Below are 16,383 nucleotides of genomic sequence, written 5' to 3'. Positions count from 1 at the left end.
CCCCGGGCAGCAGCAGCGATCATGGTGGCCGAACGCACCAGCCGGTTCTTGACAGACATCGTACCGATTTGCCCTGCGGAAAAAACCTTATAATCTCCTCTCCCTTCAGGAGGCGAAACATCTTTAGCATCACTTGTTTTCGGTTTCAGGACAGCGCTCATACTGCCTGCGGATAGGCCGGAAAAGATAACGGTGCCCGCAATTTTTCCACTGGTTTTTAAAAACTCTCTCCGGGTAGTGTTCCTTGATTTCTTTGTCATCTCGATGTCTCCTTTATCAATTGAATTTAATGGTGTAAAAGATCTTTTTATCCGGCGAATTCCCGGCCCAGGTATGCGTGCCCATAGAAATGGAATAGCCTTCATTGTACACGGTCAAGGCCCGGGTGGTCAACGCTACGTTGGCCTTGGTGACCCATGTGATGACAAACTCCACCGCCGGGGTTCCGTCCGGCAGCTTGGTCCTGGTTTCTTTCTTGAGTTCAGCCTTGCCATTGCCGATTTTCTTCAAGGCCTCCGTGTATCCAACGGCTGCCTGGCTGAGGTCCGGATTTTTTTCAAGCTTGGATACGCTGATTGAAATGTCCGTTGCTGTCCGTATAACCGGCCTTGTAGGATCTCTCCCAATCTGGTTCCACAACCACAGCGCCCTTACAATCATCATCAGCAGCAATGCATGGGGCAGCGATTACAAACAATCCCAAAGCGATAATGGCTGCCAGACCTAGAAAATGAAAAACCCTGGTATTCTCTCTCTTTACTCTCCTCATGACATGGCTCTCCTTTTATTTTTAGAAGACACCTCAAAAACCGTAACGGTATGATGATACAGCCAAGTTGACGGTGTGACACGTCGCTTCTTGTTTCAGTATTAGGGGCGCTACCCGCTATCTGAAAAGTAGGTTTTAAACTGACTCGAAGGGCCTGCTTCTCCTTGCCAAAAGGTGATTTTTCAACAATATGGTCCCCAAACCAAGGGCTTGAGGACCAGCTGATGAATAAAATATTGGTTTTTTTTATTAAAGTTATTTCCACTCGTCAACTAAAGCTAAACACCGCCTGGTAGTGGCGGCGTCGAATTGGATTCGATCTCCAGTATGATTCGGGGATATTAAAACCATTATTCATATCGGAGCGATTTGACCGGATTGGCCATAGCCGCTTTGGTAGCCTGGAAACTAACCGTAACTAGGGCAATGAATACGGATAGGACGCCGGTTAGCAGAAAAATTAGCCAATTGATATTAATCCGGTAAGCAAAATCCTGGAGCCAATTTGTCATGACGTAATAGGCAATCGGCCATGCGATGATATTGGCAATCAGAACCAGCTTAGCGAAATCCTTACCCAGGAGCATGATAATCCCGGGTGTGGAAGCCCCTAAAACCTTACGGATTCCGATTTCCTTGGTCCTCTGTTCAGTGGTGAAGGAGGCCAGCCCGAATAGTCCCAAACAGGCGATAAATACGGCGAGTATCGAAAAGTAATTAAGGAGCGTCCCCATCCGTTCTTCGGCCCGGTACAGATTGTCATAATCCTCATCAAGGAAGTGATAGTTAAAGGGAATGGTCGGAAAAAACTTAGTCCAGGTTTGCTTGACAAATCCGATGGTTTCAGCCATTTGATCTGGATGAAGTCTGACTATAGTATAACCACCCCTGATCCTTCCCGTAGAGATGATCATCGGCTCAATTTTTTTATGTATGGGCTAAAAATGAAATTTTTTTAGTACGCCGATCACCCTTAATTTGGTTTTTCCCACGGTAACAGTTTCCTCCAACGGGTTGGTAAATCCCATCACCTTGACCGCCTCTTCATTCAGCAGGATCGCTCCTCTTCGATCAGAGGTGATTTTATCGGAAAACCCTCTTCCTTCCTTGACCTGTAGCTTCAGTGTGTCGACATAATCAACGGTTACACTGTTAGCGTGAATCAGAATCTGGTCCTCTGGATTTTTCCCTCTCCAATTGAAAATGATTGTGGCATATTCCATGTTGGTCGGATTTTGGGAAGTAACGGTGGCCCCAAGGACCTTCGGGTTTTTCGTCAACTCATACCTGAACGTTTTATGTCTGTTGCGTATATGTTGGCCTGTCCTGTTGGGGATTACCAGCAGATTCTCTTTGTCATATCCCAGGTCTTTATTTTTTATGTATTGCAGTTGGTAAAAAACAATTGCCGTACTGATAATCAGTATTACCGAAAGGGCAAATTATAGAATTACTAAAGTTTTACGCAGAACAGCGCTTTTAGAGGCTTTCTTGGAAGAGCCTTGCAAAATCCTGGCTGGCTTAAACGCGGACAAGTAAAAGGCAGGGTAACTTCCGGCGATGATGCCGGTAAAGACTGTGATTAAGCCGATACCCAGAATGACGTGCCAGTTGCCGGTCAGATCATGTGACAGTTGTTTCCCAGCCATAGCGTTGAACGAAGGCAGCAGCAGCTCGGACAGGCCCAGAGCGATAACCAGGGCGACCACGGAAAGAAAGATCGATTCCCCGTAAAATTGGGCTATCAGATGGGTCCGGTGCGCTCCCACTACTTTTCTGATACCGATTTCGGTGACGCGGTTCATGGATCGGGCCGTGGAAAGATTCATGAAGTTGATACAGGCGATCAAAAGGATAAAGACAGCAATAATTGAAAGAATATAGACGTGAGTGATGTTTCCCTGCCTGCTTCTTTCACCACTGAAATCCGAGTACAAATAAATTCGGGTTAAAGGCTGCAAAAATAGTTCTTCAGAAAACGTAAATTTGGTCATATGGCTTTCAATGTAGTTAGTGATCTTTTTGTTGAATTTCTTGTAAGGAACGTTTTTCTGAAGCTGGACATAGGTAATACAATTGTTCCAGATCCAATTGTCATCCTTGTATCCGACGTATTTCAGGTTGGAAGAGGGCGCGAGAATATCGAAATTCAGATGGGAGGTGGCCGGGATGTCCTTGAGCACCGCCTTGACTTTATAATCGTACCTGTTGCTCATTTTGAGGACTTTGTTGATTACATCCTTATCGGTGCCAAAATATTTTTTGGCCATTTTCTGGGTGATGACTAGAGCCAGGGGTTCTTCGAAGGCTGTTTCCAAATCCCCGGCTATGGCGGGGAAGGTAAACATCTTAAAAAAGCTCGGATCAACCCATACGACTTGTTCGTTAAAAGTGGCGTCCTCATGCTGCAAGGTTATCTGCGGAGCCGGGACGTACCGTGCAAAATCAACAACTTCCGGCATTTCTCGTTTTAAGCCGGGTCCTAAAGCAGCCGGACCCCATATCGAGGTGGTAACGCCGTTGTCGTTCTTTACCCTCACCACGGCCCGATACAGGTTGTCAGCATTTTTATGGAATCGGTCAAAGCTCAATTCATCCATCACCCACACCAGGATCAGGAAACAGCAGGTCATGCCGATGGCCAGCCCGGAGATGTTGATCAGCGAGAAGGCCTTATACTTAAAAAGATTCCTGTAGGCGATTTTTAGATAATTTAAAAACACTGTTTTGTCCTCTTCGAGATGTTAAGAAAACTGGGAGCCGGAATTTTACGCAATCTGGGCTGGTGGTTAACCAGCCACCTCTCCTGTTACCACATCACCATCCAAAAGCTGGATAATACGCTGGGCACGTTGGGCATAATCGGGTGAATGAGTAACTATAACAACGGTGGTGCCTTCTTTGTGCAGTTCGGCTAAGAGATCCATTACTTCACCACCATGTTTGGAATCCAGATTACCAGTGGGCTCGTCCGCCAGGATAACCTTGGGTTTGGCTACTACAGCCCTAGCCACCGCAACACGCTGCTGCTGACCGCCAGAGAGCAATTGTGGGTAATGATTCATCCGATGGGATATACCGGTCTGCTCCAGCACATCTTTTACCCGTTTCTTTCGCTCCGATGAGGATACGCTCAGGTAAAGGAGGGGGAGCTCAACATTCTCAAAGACCGTTAACTCATCAATCAGGTTAAAGCTCTGAAAGACAAAGCCTATGTTGGCTTTTCTCAAATTGGTTCGCTTTCTTTCAGAATATTTCGAGACCTCATGATCCATAAAAAAATATTTGCCTTCATTGAGGCTGTCAAGCAGACCCAGTACGTTTAAAAGGGTTGATTTACCGCAGCCTGATGGCCCGATAATGGAAACGAACTCACCTTCATTAATTTCTAAGCTAAGGTTGTTCAGGGCTGTTGTCTCAACCTCTTCCGTCCTGTAAATTTTAACAAGGTTTTCCGTTCTAATCATCGGCGCTCCTTACTTAAGGATCAATTTATCCATATCTTCAAAGTTATCGTAATTTGAGGTAATCACTTTCTCCCTGGGGTTCAGTCCTTCCAATACCTCAAAGACATCTGCGTTTTTACGGCCCAGCCGGATACTCCTTTTTGTGGCAAAACTCCCGGTGCTGTCCAATACGTATATCCACTGACCGGCGGTGCTTTGGTAAAACCCACCCCTGGGAACTGTGATCACTTTGGTTAGTTCCCCCAAAGTCAGTTTAATATGCAAAGTCTGCCCGATCCTGATTTCTGACAGCGGATTTTTGATGAACTTCAGCTCAACAACAAACTGCCCTTCGCGGACATCCGGCAGGATTTTAACGATGTTGACTTCATGGGTGACTTCATGGGTGCTTCCTTCTAAATCAAAGGTCCCTATATTTCCCTCTTTTACCCGTGCGATATAGTGTTCATCAATCCCGGTAATAATTTTAAGGTCATCCATGACATTAATCTGGCCTAAACGTTGGCCCAGGGCCTTGGATTCTCCAATCTCCGCATTAAGTACTGTCAACTGCCCGCTGATGGGGGCCCTGATGGTCAACGATTCCAGTTTTTCCTTTATTAGTTCCAGGTTCGCGCTCATTCTTTTCAGCGAAGCCTCAAATTGTTCGATCTGTACTTGCCGGAAATTAATCTCCTGCGTGAAATTCTCTTCAGCCAGTCTCTTTTTCCTAATTAAATACTCGTAGATTTCCTTGTCGTCGGCGTATTTCTTCCTCGAAATTACTTTCTTTTGAAAAAGCGCTTCGCTCTGCTCGTAATCACGCATTTTTGTTTGCAGTTGATAATCCAGCTCAGCCATCAGGGTTATGTGAGCGAGCTTTTTCTGCTCCATGGAGAGGCGGGACTTTTGCAGATTATCACTCTGGGTGACATATTCCGCTTCCCGCTGCATAATATTGATAACCAGGTTGGTGTTCGACAAGTGAAGGATCTTGTCCCCTTCCTTGACCCAGGCGCCCGCCTCAACAAACTTTTTTTCAACCCGGCCTCCTTCAATGGCGTCCAGAAAAACTGTTGTGACCGGCATGACCTTTCCAAGCACAGGGATGAACTCTTGAAATGGTTCCTCCGTAATAGTTGAAATAATAATCTTTTCAGTACGCACGTTCAGTTTCGAACTGGTATCCTGATAGAAAAAATAATAAACTGCGAATATAGCGATGATCACGACAAATACAAGCCATGAAATTTGTTTCGGGCCAAACCATTTTTTCTTTATCTGACGATCCATATCAAATCTGTTCGTTTACCTGAATTATGCGGTACCTGCCACGTTTCTCTTATTATCACCCTTTAGCAACCCCCATCCACCTTATTGACCATATGGAACTGTTAAAAGCTTTTTACCTGCCGGATAATAGCGATTTCTCATCATAAATACAGAAAAAAGTTCTAACTGATACTTTATCCGGAACTATGCAGCATCAGCCGCGAGCCCCTTGTTTCCAGCCTTCCGGCACTGCGTTTTGCCTTTGGAATAGGCATTGAGCCGGATCGAAAGACATGGCTCTCCTTGCCAAAAGGCTATTTTCCACCAATTTCATCGAAAACCGGACAATTTTCCCACTTCAGGGCATAGTAATTCACTGAATCTCTCACTGTCAAACGGATTTTACCCCGTCAGCCATGGCCAAACACCGCCCGGTAGTGGTGATTCAGCGGAAACGCAGAAGTCCCAATGTCGACCGTGGTGAGAAATATAAAAAGCGACTTTGATTATCCAAAATTTCTGGGGAAAACGACTTGGGTTAAAATTAGAGATACACGCATGGGCAGGAACCTGAGATCCGGCTGTCTCTACTTATTGATATCTCTGGCATCAGTTACTTGTCTGGAATCTTATTCAATGTAACAACTCGTCTGATTCTTCAAAGGCAAATTTCCATCTTTCGGTAGGATCATCAAATTCGACCAATTTTGCATCAAAGAATTCCGGGTCGAAATCTTCACCGAGCCATTCTATCCATGTGTCATAATCTTCATGATTTGGATCGGCAATAATTTCAAGAAGATTTTCGTATCCCCAGACGCCTCCGCAGTCCTCGGGTGGACAGGCTCGTTTTCCGTCCAAGCATATGGGGTATATTTTTTTTTCATCCCTCGAAATGATTTTTTCTAATAGAACAGTGTGCTCCCAACCATCACCAAAGTCGTATTCGTAAATTGCTTTTGAATTTTCCAGAGAAAAATAATCGGCAATATAGTGCTCCCAACCTGGTTTGGTTGGAGGTTCCTCTCCAAAATCTATATCGTCCTCAATCGGGATTCCGAATTTTTCATAGTGTCCGGTGGAGAGATTAGTTATCTTGAAATCGTGCAAATGACTATCAAACCATCCCATCGCATCCTGAATAGCAACGTGAAGGTCCCAAAACGTATATTCGGCTGGAACCTGAATTCTCCGCCAGATTGGTGGACGAATACCGTTCAAAGTCACCTTGAATTGATATACTTGAGAATTATCAGTCTCCATCAGCTTATTCCTCCTAGCGCTTTGAGGATGTATTTTGTATCTCACAACGCCAGCTAAATTGTAAGCAATACGTGCATCCGAAAAAAGTCGGGCTCTGTCGCCCCCCGTTAAATACTACCGTCGATATAGGAAACTTTTTAAATTTCAAATTGTTATAGCCGATTAATATATAACTATTTTATGTTGAATATTTCGGGAAAGAAACTTCAAGTTCAAGGATGCAAGGAACCGCCATCCCGCCTTAGACTAAAATGAAGTCAGTGAATGATTCAAACCAGGCCCGGTGGCCATCATATTCTGTGAGGGGCTGTTCTTACAAGGACGTTAACACAAGCCGGTTTACCCGACTTTATGGCCCTTTCAATAGCTGGTTTGATCTCGCTTGGATTTTCTACAAATTCGCCATGGCCGCCAAAACTTTCAACCCATTTATCATAACGTACAAGCCCCAATTCCGTACCGACAATTCGATTTGGACCATAATGATAAGCCTGAGCGCTCTTAATCATTCCCCAGGCCTGATCGTTTGCTACGACGCATACGATGGGGATATTATAACGGACGGCCGTGTCTATCTCGACGGCCGTAAAGCCAAAGGAGCCGTCACCGGTAAACAGGATCACCGGGCGGTCTGGATGAACCATCTTCATGGCCAGCGCATACGGTACGCCAACCCCCAGGCATCCCATCGGTCCTGTTTGAACACCAATACATTCGCCCGGCCGCTCCGCGGGCAGGGTTTCACCGCCCCACATGCCTACCCATCCGCCATCCACGACATACGAGGCTTCACTACCGGCCACGTCACGAACTCCTTCGGCCAGTATCTTGGGATGGATCGGTGTTCCTCCAAACCGGGTGCGGCCATGCATCCATTTTTCCGTCGCCTTCACTCTTGTTTTTGATCGCCTGGCCCATTGACGATCCGGATTGTTCGGTATTATTCTTTTCAGGTCCTCCAGGACCTGTTTGATATCGCCAATGATCCCAACATCAGCACCCCGATTGAAGCCTATATTTGTTGAATCGGTATCCACTTGTATGATCTTGGCGGATTTTGAGAAATATTTCCCATAGCCAAGCTGAAAATTCAGCCGTGAACCGAGAAGAATTATGGTATCGGCTATTCCTATGGGGCCCCATATTCCGCAGGAGGGGCCAAGGGAAAGAGGATGTGAATCCGGTATAATGCCGCGCCCGCCTTCTCGTGTGATGACTGGGATTCCCCTGTGTTCGGCAAAAGCGGCTATGGCATCACCTGCCTTTGAAAATCGGCAGCCGGTTCCAGCAATTATCAAAGGACGCTTCGATTGCTCAATGATATCCGCGGCCGCCTGGAGGGCACGGGAACTGCCGCTCGGTTTTTCAAGAGTCCGGTAGTTCTTGGGGAATTTCACGCTGGATTTGCTTACTTTCGCTTTAAGAATATCCTGGGGCAGTTCCAGGTAGACCGGTCCGGGCCTTCCACTCAGGGCGTGCCGGTAGGCTGTGGCGATATATTCCGGGATCCGGTCGGTTTTATGACAGACGCGTGCCCACTTGGTAATTGATTCGTAAAGATTTATCTGATTGATATCCTGTAAAGACCCGATGTCATTGTCCTTCAGATCACTATGTCCGCCCAGAATCAGCATGGGAACTCGGTTTTCATAGGCGTTGGCCACGCCGGTAAGGGCATCGGTAAGGCCCGGTCCGGCCGTGACAGCGCAAACCCCCATCTCACCGGTAACCAGGGACCATGCTTCAGCCATATGTGCTGCGGCCTGTTCGTGACGCGTTCCAATAACTTTGATTCCCTCATCCAGGCACCCGTCAAAGATGGGGTTGATATGTCCTCCGCAGAGGCCGAAAAGGTACTTTACGCCCTCCCTCTTTAGTGCGTGGGCCACCAGCTGGCCACCATGCGGGGTATCCGATTTCAGGTCGGCAATATCATATTCGGGGAATGAAGCGGCGTAGGCCATACCTGATTTTGAGGAGTTTGGTCGTGGAAGCGTCAACAACCCTCCGGCTGAAAAAAAAGCCGTAGCGCCGCTAACAAGACCCAGAAACCTTCTTCGGCTGATTTGATCTATAATTTTTTTCATTATCTTCGATTTCCTTTTTTTCAAGCTTAGATTAAAGTATCATAGCATCTACACGTCACATGACTATGAGAAATTTGTACAATTATCTGTTTATAAAATCACGAATCACTCTGTTGAATAGTTCAGGATCTTCACTAACCAGCCAGTGAGATGCTCCGGGTATCCACAACTTACTTTTCAAGCGAGGGATGAGTTCAGAATACCATAAGGCTTGACGCGGCGAAAGTGAAAAAATGAAATGATTCGAGATGCTTTCCAACTGGCCACAAAAGGCAATTTTAATAAATAAGCCAAGTTCAACGAACTCCCAGGAAAAACAGCTCTACAGTGAGGTCGAAATTGCCTGATCTTTAATTTGACCGCTTCCACATCTTGTGCCTATGATATAGGGTCCTCAGGTAAAACATACGTGCATGCGTCAGAACCGGAGGTCCATCGAGTCATATCTATACATACTTTTGGTATAGTAAACTTATTGGGATTTCAAAAAGTTATCCTAAAATACTATATTGGAAACATCGAGGGGTGAAGATTTCATCTCGTCTATATTCGGTTATTGGTTTAAAGCTCTTTCGACAAATTCGGGGAGCATGAGCACCTCGGTCCCCTTGTCTTTCGGCAGGTTCGCTCTAGCCTGGCCATAGCATCCAGTGCAGATATGGACCATGAGATCGGTTTTCACGTTATCAATCATGTGTGATAGGCCCGCCGGTTTAAAACAGCATTCTGGCGCGCTTATCCGGTTTATTTCCAATCCCTCCATCTTGGCCAGAATATCGTTTGTGGACTTCAAGTCCATGGTCACAGGCGCTATTCTTTTGTGTAGTTTGTAACATCCGGCGTAATAATCTATCCGCCGGTCAAAGTTTACAGTTTCCACGACCTCGTTTATGGCCTCCGGGTAAAACACGATGTTTTCCTCCGGCATGCTATGCTTGTATACCGGATAGCATGGAGAACAAAAAATAATAATGCGCTGGGCTCCAAGTTCTTTAGCGCGGCTGACATTTTTAGCCACAAATTTCTTGGATATTTCGCGGCACTCAGTCATTGCCTCGTCGTCACGGGCTGCGATGATGGGTCGGTAGAGATAGTTGCCACAGCAGTACTCCTCGGAGAGGAAAGTGTGGGAAAAATCTTTTTTGTCCAATAGACCTGAAAGCGAGGCCAGGACGTGCGGGAGTGAGGCCAGTATTTGACAGCCGGTTATGATTGCGTTTTCCGCCGGTCGGTCATATGGAAGTCCATGTTTTTCAAGCACATCTGTCCTGTCAGGGAGACTGTCATTAGTCTTGCCTGTGGTACGGATCGTTTCAAGCATTTCCTGATTTATTAATGGATGCATTTTGCGGTCTCCTTTATATTGTCCTGAATTATCTGGCAACCGCCAAAGTTATACTGTTAAATCACCCTTTAGAGATTCGGTTTCTGGAGGCAGGTCACTTAGGCCTCTCCCAGTACTGCTTTTGCGGCTGACTTATACTGGGCTCCTATCCAGGATCCGGCAAGGTCCTGGGCTCCGGTTTCTTCATTTGGGAAAAAGTTAATGGTTTTACTCCTTACTACCATTTCATCAATCGTGAGCCCTTGGCGCTGGAAATCCTTCACCTCACCTTCCAGCTCCTGAAAAAAGGCGAGATAGTTTTCAACCATTTCTTTTCCACCCACCGAACCGTGCCCAGGAACTACTACATCAATATCCATTGAAAGCATTTTCTTGAGGGCTTCCTTCCATTTCCCAAAATGGGCCTGCCCAAAAAAGGGGAATTGCCCTTCGACATTATCTCCGGTAAACAAAACCCTTTCTTCGGCAAAATAAATTATTATAGTGGCAGGCGAATGTCCGCCGACGAATTCGAGAACAATCGTGGCATTCCCCATATCCAGTGTAAGCTTTCTTTCAAATGTAATGTGTGGTGTAACAATGATAAGTTGATCAATGTCGGATTCATATTTTGGGAGTACATCGGGGAATGCATCCTTGATTACTGCTTTCAGGGCCGGTTTATTTCTGAGGTAACCCATGCCTTTGGCCGCTGTGGTATGGCAGATAATATTATTGGTTAAAAATACGTTTCCCATCAAATGGTCATAATGGTGATCCGTATTGATGACATAAGCTATGTCCTTACCTGTTCGCTCTTTGGTAAGGTCAGCCCATTTTTTGCCATCCTTAGGTAAAAATGGGCTATCCACAAAAACCAGTCCCCGTGTTGTGGAGATGCAGCTTACATTGGCCCCGATATAGTCGGTCTCAACCAGTATCCTTTTTTTAACTGTCTGCATATCAAATCCTTTTCGCGGCAGCCCTGGTCAACGATCTTTTTATAAACTCAGCCAGAATTTATTCCCAGGCGTGGACGTGACTTTCACCAAAACAATATTACATCTGAATTCTGCGGCAACTGCCTCGTAACCCTTTTAATCAGTATTTCGCCACTGTCTTTTGCCCTAAACTGATCTTTCTGCCAGCGTCGAAAAGAACTCGATATTTACCACCAGAAATCCTTATAGGCTCAACTATCTGTTATTTACCTCATCTCCCCAGGATTTTGCCGGGCGGAATTGGATGACTTTCTTCTCTGCGATTTGAATTTCCTCCCCGGTCTGAGGATTCCTACCCTTCCTGGCCTTCCTTATCTTGACGTCAAAACTACCAAAATCAGCCAAAGCGACCTTTTCTTCGTTTACTACGGCCTCTTTTATACTGGAAAGAACACAGTTGACCACAGTCTCAGCCTCTTTTTTGGTATTTAAAATCTTGGCCGCCTCGTTAATTAAATCACTCTTATTCATACACTCTCCTTTCAATTCCTCGCGTTTTATTCGGATACTGGGACCAAAGACCGCTTTGGCAAAATATTGGTTACTACTTCCGTTTTGAGATTGATGAAGAATACCCAGGTAGATCAGCTTTGTCAATTCAAATGATTTTCCTGTGCGTCGTAAGGCAGATTAGCAGAATTTATCTGGACAAAAACCGCAGATCAGATTTTAGAAAATATCAAGAAATTTTGTGAACGAACTTGTAACTCATGACACTAGCGTACAATAAGTTTAGGGAATCTATGTCTGGCTCGGGCGAGATTACGGATAAAATCCGCCGGGGGGACTGGTTTCCTGCCGGGATCGTTTAAAGGCTCGCGCTAGAATTGGGTTGATACTGGGAAAAATATTTGTTCTATTTTAAGTATCAGAAAAGATATTGGGAGTCTTGAGTTATGCCAGCTGACACGAATATGAAAATATTGATTGTTGATGATTTCTCCACCATGCGGCGGATTCTTAAGAATATTCTTCGCCAGCTCAATTTCAATGATATCGTGGAAGCAGATGATGGTTCCACAGCGGTTGATATCCTGAAAAAGGAGAAAATAGACCTGATTATTTCCGACTGGGACATGCCAAAGATGACCGGTATCGAACTTCTGCGCCATGTTCGCCAGAGTGAAGGAATTCATGACACCCCTTTCCTCATGGTTACTGCCGAAGCCCAGCAGGATAACATCATTGAAGCAGTGAAAGCCAAGGTCAGCAATTATGTGGTCAAGCCTTTCACCACTGAGACGCTGAGTGACAAAATCAATAAAATTTTTTCCTGAAAACATAAATTGTATTTGAGCTATTAGGATTATTTTGGTAAGTCTTAAGTAGAGGTCTGTTTTTTTCGGCCTAGGTTTAAGAAGACATTTATTCTAAGAAAGAGAGCGAAAAGGAGCATGATAGTAGCTGATAAAATTCAGGGGTTTATCCAGAGGTCATCATGGATACGAGAAATGTTTGAGGCCGGGGCTCGATTACGAGCTGAGATCGGTCCGGAAAATGTGTTTGACTTTTCTTTAGGAAACCCGGATGTGGAACCGCCGGCTGAATTTAAAACCGCCTTAAAAGCATTGGCCGTGGACGAAACACCAGGACTCCATGGTTATATGTCAAACGCTGGATTGGTTGAAACCAGAACCGCTGTTGCAGAATACCTGAGCGATGAATTCGAGTTAAGCTTTTCTGCAGATGATGTTATCATGACCGTGGGCGCAGGCGGCGGCCTGAATGTCGCCCTCAAAACGGTGCTTGACCCAGGTGATGAAGTTATTGTTATCAGCCCCTATTTTGTGGAATATAATTTCTATGTGGACAACCACGGCGGCGTGATAAAGGTGGTGGACAGCAATCCTGACTTTACACTCAATATTGACAATATCGAAGCTGCTGTTTCCGATAAGACCCGGGCCGTGCTGATCAACTCGCCCAACAATCCTACTGGTGTGGTTTATCCAGAGGAAAACCTGCGCGAACTGAGCGCTCTCCTAACCAGGGTCACTTCTAAGGTTGAGCGGCCTGTGTTCCTTATTTCAGACGAGCCTTACCGTAAAATAGTTTATGATGAGACTGCGGTGCCGAGTGTCTTTACTCATTATGAGTATGTTCTTTGTGTGACATCCTATTCAAAAGACCTGTCTCTGCCTGGTGAGCGGATCGGGTTTTTAACTGTGCATCCCAACGTTTCGGATAAGCAGCTGCTTACTGGTGGCTTAATTCTGAATAACCGCATTTTGGGTTTTGTGAACGCCCCGGCCTTAATGCAGCGCGCCGTGGCCGGTCTTCAGGGACAATGTGTGGATATCGGGATCTATAAAAGGCGGCGGGACATCTTTGTTAAAGGGTTAAAAGATAGCGGGTATGAGTTGATTGTACCTCAGGGGGCTTTTTATCTTTTTCCCCGTTCTCCGATAGAAGACGATGTTGCCTTCACACAAGCGATGCAAGAGGAAAATATCTTGATTGTTCCTGGGTCGGGATTTGGAAAACCTGGATATTTCCGCCTGGCTTACTGTGTTGATGAAAAAATAATTGAAAAGGCCTTGCCTGGATTTAAGCGCGTCCGGGACAGGCTTAAGTAAGGAGGTCGCCATTACTTACTCCAGGATGCTCAGCTTACATTTTCCCAGATCGGTTGTCAGCAGACCCATTGTCTGCAACCTGGTGAAGCAGTTTGATTTAACCTTTAACATCCTCTCCGCGGTAATTTATCCGCACCAGGAAGGACGCCTGGTGCTGGAGCTTTCCGGGCAGCGGAAAGACGTTAGTCAGGGGGTGCGTTACCTCAAGAAGACGGGTGTTAGGGTCGAGAACGTCGGCCAGGAAATTCTTCGGAACGATAATGTCTGTTACCAGTGCGGGACCTGTATCTCGGTCTGTCCGACCGGCGCTCTGTGGATAAAACGGCCGGACATGGAAGTTGTTTTTGAACCGGAGAAATGCAGCGCCTGTGAGCTTTGTGTATCTGTTTGCCCGCCGCGAGCTATGTCGGTCAAGTTTAACAGTATGAAAGTGCTTTAGGAAGCTCATTTTTTCTGGCCGGGGTCCGCTTTTTTAATTAGCGCGATTATGGGGGCGGGCCTTTTTTTATTCCAGACAACTGCATTGAGGCGCTACTTGACTGAAAGCAAAACCCATAGAAAACTAATCCTTCCCGAACGCGGCGCCCGCGTGGCCGTGGCCATGTCGGGCGGCGTGGATTCGACCGTGGCCGCCCGGCGTCTCATTGATAAAGGTTATGAAGTCATGGCCTTTCATCTGATCCTGACGGCCGAACCCTCTGGGCTGGATCAGGCCCGGAAAGCGGCCCGTCTTCTTGGCTTGGACCTCGAGGTCCTCGATCTATCCTCGGAATTTGAGAACCTGATTGTAAGCCCTTTTATTCGGGCCTATACTCAAGGGGAGACCCCCAATCCTTGTGTGTCTTGTAACCCCACGATAAAGTTTGGTCTTCTTTGGGAGATAGCTCAGGCGAGAGGAGCCGAATATCTGGCCACCGGGCATTATGCCCGGCTGATCACCTCCGCAGGGGGTGAAACACCCGTTTTGTCTCGGGCGCATGACCGGGCCAAGGATCAGACCTACTTCCTTTGCCGCCTCACCGGCCAAATGCTCTCCAGGGCTATATTTCCATTAGCTGATCTGAGCAAGATCGAGGTAGAAAAAGAGGCAGCCAAACTTGGACTGCCTCACCGAATTGAGAGTCAGGATGCCTGCTTTTTAGCCGGGGAAAACTACCGAGACTTCATCCTCTCCCGTCTTGCTCTCCAGGAAATCACCCCCGGAGAGTTCGTGAACCTTGAGGGTCGTGTTCTAGGACGCCATCGAGGTTTGATTCACTATACCATCGGCCAAAGGCGGGCGCTTGGGATACCTGGACCGGAACCTTATTACGTTCTGGCCTTGGACGTTGAAAGAAACCAGATTGTCCTGGGCACAAAAGAACAAACTCTGTCCCGGAATGTCTTTGTTCGTGATCTGGTCTGGAGTTTTACGCCCCCTGAACCTCATTTTTTGGCTAAAGTTCAGATTCGCTCGCGTCATCGTCCGGCCTTGGCTCAGGTTAGGCAGCTCCCAGACAATCGAGCTGAAATCGTTTTTTGTCAGCCTCAATCAGCTATCACACCGGGCCAGGCTGCCGCCTTTTATGATGATCATCTTCTTCTCGGTGGCGGCTGGATAGAAAAACGCTCAACCGGATAGTCTATTTTCTATAAACAGCCGCCTTGACTCGCTTGAAGTAATGCTCGTATCCAGACAGAGATTCAGAGTGGCCGGTAAACAAACTGGCGCCTTTGTGCATACAACGATAAAACCGCTTTAGTATGGCTTCCTTTGTCTCCTGGTCAAAATAGATCATCACATTGCGGCACATGATCAGGTCAAACAGGCCGGTAAAAGGATAGGTTTGCTCAAGCAGGTTTAATCTTCTGAAAACGACCATCTGCTTGATCTCGTTATGAACTGCATAGAGAGGGTTGTGACGATCACCGGTCCATGAAAAATAGCTCTGGACAAGGTGAGGGGGCGCCTTAAGAACTTCCTGGCGTGAATATACGCCCTGCCGGGCCTTTTTTAAGACCTCGGTCGAGATGTCAGTGGCGAGAATTTTAAAGTCCCATCCATCACCATTTCCCCAGTATTCATGCGTGGCCATCGCCAGGCTCTAGGGTTCTTCCCCGCTGGAACAGGCCGCGCTCCAAAACCGGACCCTGTTTGAGCCTTCTGACTTTTTTCTGGTCATCAAATCGGGCATTATCACCTTTACCAGAAATTCAAAATGGGCTTTTTTTCGAAAAAAATAGGTTACATTCGTACTGATCTTGTCCAGTAGCTCGACCATAGCAGAACCAGTGATGTCTTTTTCCAGGTATTCCAGAAACACTTCCGGGCTTTCATACCCTTTTTTTCGGCAGAGACCGGCAATACGGGCCTCAACAAGCTCTCGTTTTGTTTGGAGAACAATGCCAGATTCCCGATAGACAATATTTACGATCCGGCGAAAGGTTTTTTCTTTAATCCTGGCCAAAATAGTTATCCTGTCGAATTTCTAGTCCAGGGAGTGGCTCAATTTAATTTTTGTTTTCATAATTATTTATCCAAAGGTCATGAAGCTAGCACCGTTCATAATTAGAGTATAACATGCAGTATTCTGACAAGATGATCCCTGTCTGGCAGGGTCACAGGGTTTTGTTACACTGAAAGAGACGAATAAGCGGTGGGAATA

19 protein-coding genes are annotated in these 16,383 nt (G+C 46.3%); 4 read left to right on the top strand and 15 right to left on the bottom strand.

Annotated elements, in window-relative coordinates; genetic code table 11:
• The 13 genes from JRI95_06525 to JRI95_06465 all read right to left on the bottom strand — a co-directional run.
• Positions 1-260, bottom strand: a 260-nt coding sequence (locus JRI95_06525) for a hypothetical protein (protein ID MBW2061205.1), incomplete at its 3' end; no start/stop codon positions are given.
• A 16-nt stretch (positions 261-276) separates the two neighbouring features.
• Positions 277-510, bottom strand: a complete 234-nt coding sequence (locus JRI95_06520) for a hypothetical protein (GenBank protein MBW2061204.1) — start codon at positions 508-510, stop codon at positions 277-279.
• A gap of 46 nt (positions 511-556) precedes the next feature.
• Entirely contained in the window at positions 557-769 is a 213-nt protein-coding gene (locus JRI95_06515) for a hypothetical protein (GenBank protein MBW2061203.1), read from the bottom strand.
• A gap of 350 nt (positions 770-1,119) precedes the next feature.
• Positions 1,120-1,620 carry a cell division protein FtsX gene (locus tag JRI95_06510; protein MBW2061202.1) on the bottom strand — a complete coding sequence of 167 codons (501 nt, stop codon included), beginning with the start codon at positions 1,618-1,620 and terminating at the stop codon, positions 1,120-1,122.
• An 87-nt stretch (positions 1,621-1,707) separates the two neighbouring features.
• Positions 1,708-2,196 carry an ABC transporter permease gene (locus tag JRI95_06505; protein ID MBW2061201.1) on the bottom strand — a complete coding sequence of 163 codons (489 nt, stop codon included), beginning with the start codon at positions 2,194-2,196 and terminating at the stop codon, positions 1,708-1,710.
• Positions 2,197-2,211: 15 nt separating this feature from the next.
• Positions 2,212-3,492, bottom strand: a complete 1,281-nt coding sequence (locus tag JRI95_06500) for an ABC transporter permease (protein ID MBW2061200.1) — start codon at positions 3,490-3,492, stop codon at positions 2,212-2,214.
• 66 nt (positions 3,493-3,558) lie between these two features.
• Entirely contained in the window at positions 3,559-4,236 is a 678-nt protein-coding gene (locus tag JRI95_06495) for an ABC transporter ATP-binding protein (GenBank protein ID MBW2061199.1), read from the bottom strand.
• A 9-nt stretch (positions 4,237-4,245) separates the two neighbouring features.
• Positions 4,246-5,508, bottom strand: coding sequence for an efflux RND transporter periplasmic adaptor subunit (locus JRI95_06490; GenBank protein ID MBW2061198.1), 1,263 nt, complete (start codon positions 5,506-5,508; stop codon positions 4,246-4,248).
• 612 nt (positions 5,509-6,120) lie between these two features.
• The gene (locus tag JRI95_06485; protein MBW2061197.1) at positions 6,121-6,750 is read right to left on the bottom strand and encodes a plasmid pRiA4b ORF-3 family protein; all 630 of its coding nucleotides are present in this window, start codon (positions 6,748-6,750) and stop codon (positions 6,121-6,123) included.
• 290 nt (positions 6,751-7,040) lie between these two features.
• Positions 7,041-8,837, bottom strand: a complete 1,797-nt coding sequence (locus JRI95_06480) for a thiamine pyrophosphate-binding protein (protein MBW2061196.1) — start codon at positions 8,835-8,837, stop codon at positions 7,041-7,043.
• A 553-nt stretch (positions 8,838-9,390) separates the two neighbouring features.
• Positions 9,391-10,182, bottom strand: a complete 792-nt coding sequence (locus JRI95_06475) for a hypothetical protein (protein ID MBW2061195.1) — start codon at positions 10,180-10,182, stop codon at positions 9,391-9,393.
• A 98-nt stretch (positions 10,183-10,280) separates the two neighbouring features.
• Positions 10,281-11,033: an MBL fold metallo-hydrolase gene (locus tag JRI95_06470; GenBank protein MBW2061194.1), complete on the bottom strand. Its 753-nt coding sequence runs from the start codon at positions 11,031-11,033 to the stop codon at positions 10,281-10,283.
• Positions 11,034-11,357: 324 nt separating this feature from the next.
• Entirely contained in the window at positions 11,358-11,633 is a 276-nt protein-coding gene (locus tag JRI95_06465) for an HU family DNA-binding protein (GenBank protein ID MBW2061193.1), read from the bottom strand.
• Between the two features lie 425 nt (positions 11,634-12,058).
• Here JRI95_06465 and JRI95_06460 point away from each other — a divergent pair, with 425 nt between their 5' ends.
• The 4 genes from JRI95_06460 (at position 12,059) to mnmA (ending at position 15,359) form a co-directional block, all read left to right on the top strand.
• Positions 12,059-12,439 carry a response regulator gene (locus tag JRI95_06460; protein MBW2061192.1) on the top strand — a complete coding sequence of 127 codons (381 nt, stop codon included), beginning with the start codon at positions 12,059-12,061 and terminating at the stop codon, positions 12,437-12,439.
• Between the two features lie 117 nt (positions 12,440-12,556).
• Positions 12,557-13,738, top strand: a complete 1,182-nt coding sequence (locus tag JRI95_06455; GenBank protein ID MBW2061191.1) for a pyridoxal phosphate-dependent aminotransferase — start codon at positions 12,557-12,559, stop codon at positions 13,736-13,738.
• Positions 13,739-13,763: 25 nt separating this feature from the next.
• The gene (locus tag JRI95_06450) at positions 13,764-14,177 is read left to right on the top strand and encodes a 4Fe-4S binding protein (GenBank protein ID MBW2061190.1); all 414 of its coding nucleotides are present in this window, start codon (positions 13,764-13,766) and stop codon (positions 14,175-14,177) included.
• A 96-nt stretch (positions 14,178-14,273) separates the two neighbouring features.
• Entirely contained in the window at positions 14,274-15,359 is a 1,086-nt protein-coding gene (gene mnmA / locus JRI95_06445; protein MBW2061189.1) for a tRNA 2-thiouridine(34) synthase MnmA, read from the top strand.
• 1 nt (position 15,360) lies between these two features.
• Here the strand turns inward: mnmA and JRI95_06440 are convergent, their stop codons facing one another.
• Positions 15,361-15,813 (bottom strand): hypothetical protein, encoded by a 453-nt coding sequence (locus JRI95_06440; GenBank protein ID MBW2061188.1) that lies wholly within the window; start codon positions 15,811-15,813, stop codon positions 15,361-15,363.
• A gap of 9 nt (positions 15,814-15,822) precedes the next feature.
• Entirely contained in the window at positions 15,823-16,185 is a 363-nt protein-coding gene (locus tag JRI95_06435) for a hypothetical protein (protein MBW2061187.1), read from the bottom strand.
• Between the last annotated feature and the right edge of the window lie 198 nt (positions 16,186-16,383).

The sequence above is a fragment of the Deltaproteobacteria bacterium genome (assembly GCA_019308995.1).
Classification (GTDB): Bacteria; Desulfobacterota; Desulfarculia; order Adiutricales; family JAFDHD01; genus JAFDHD01.
The sequence above is the reverse complement of the archived record's forward strand: the minus strand, read 5'-3'. Positions and strand labels throughout refer to the sequence as shown.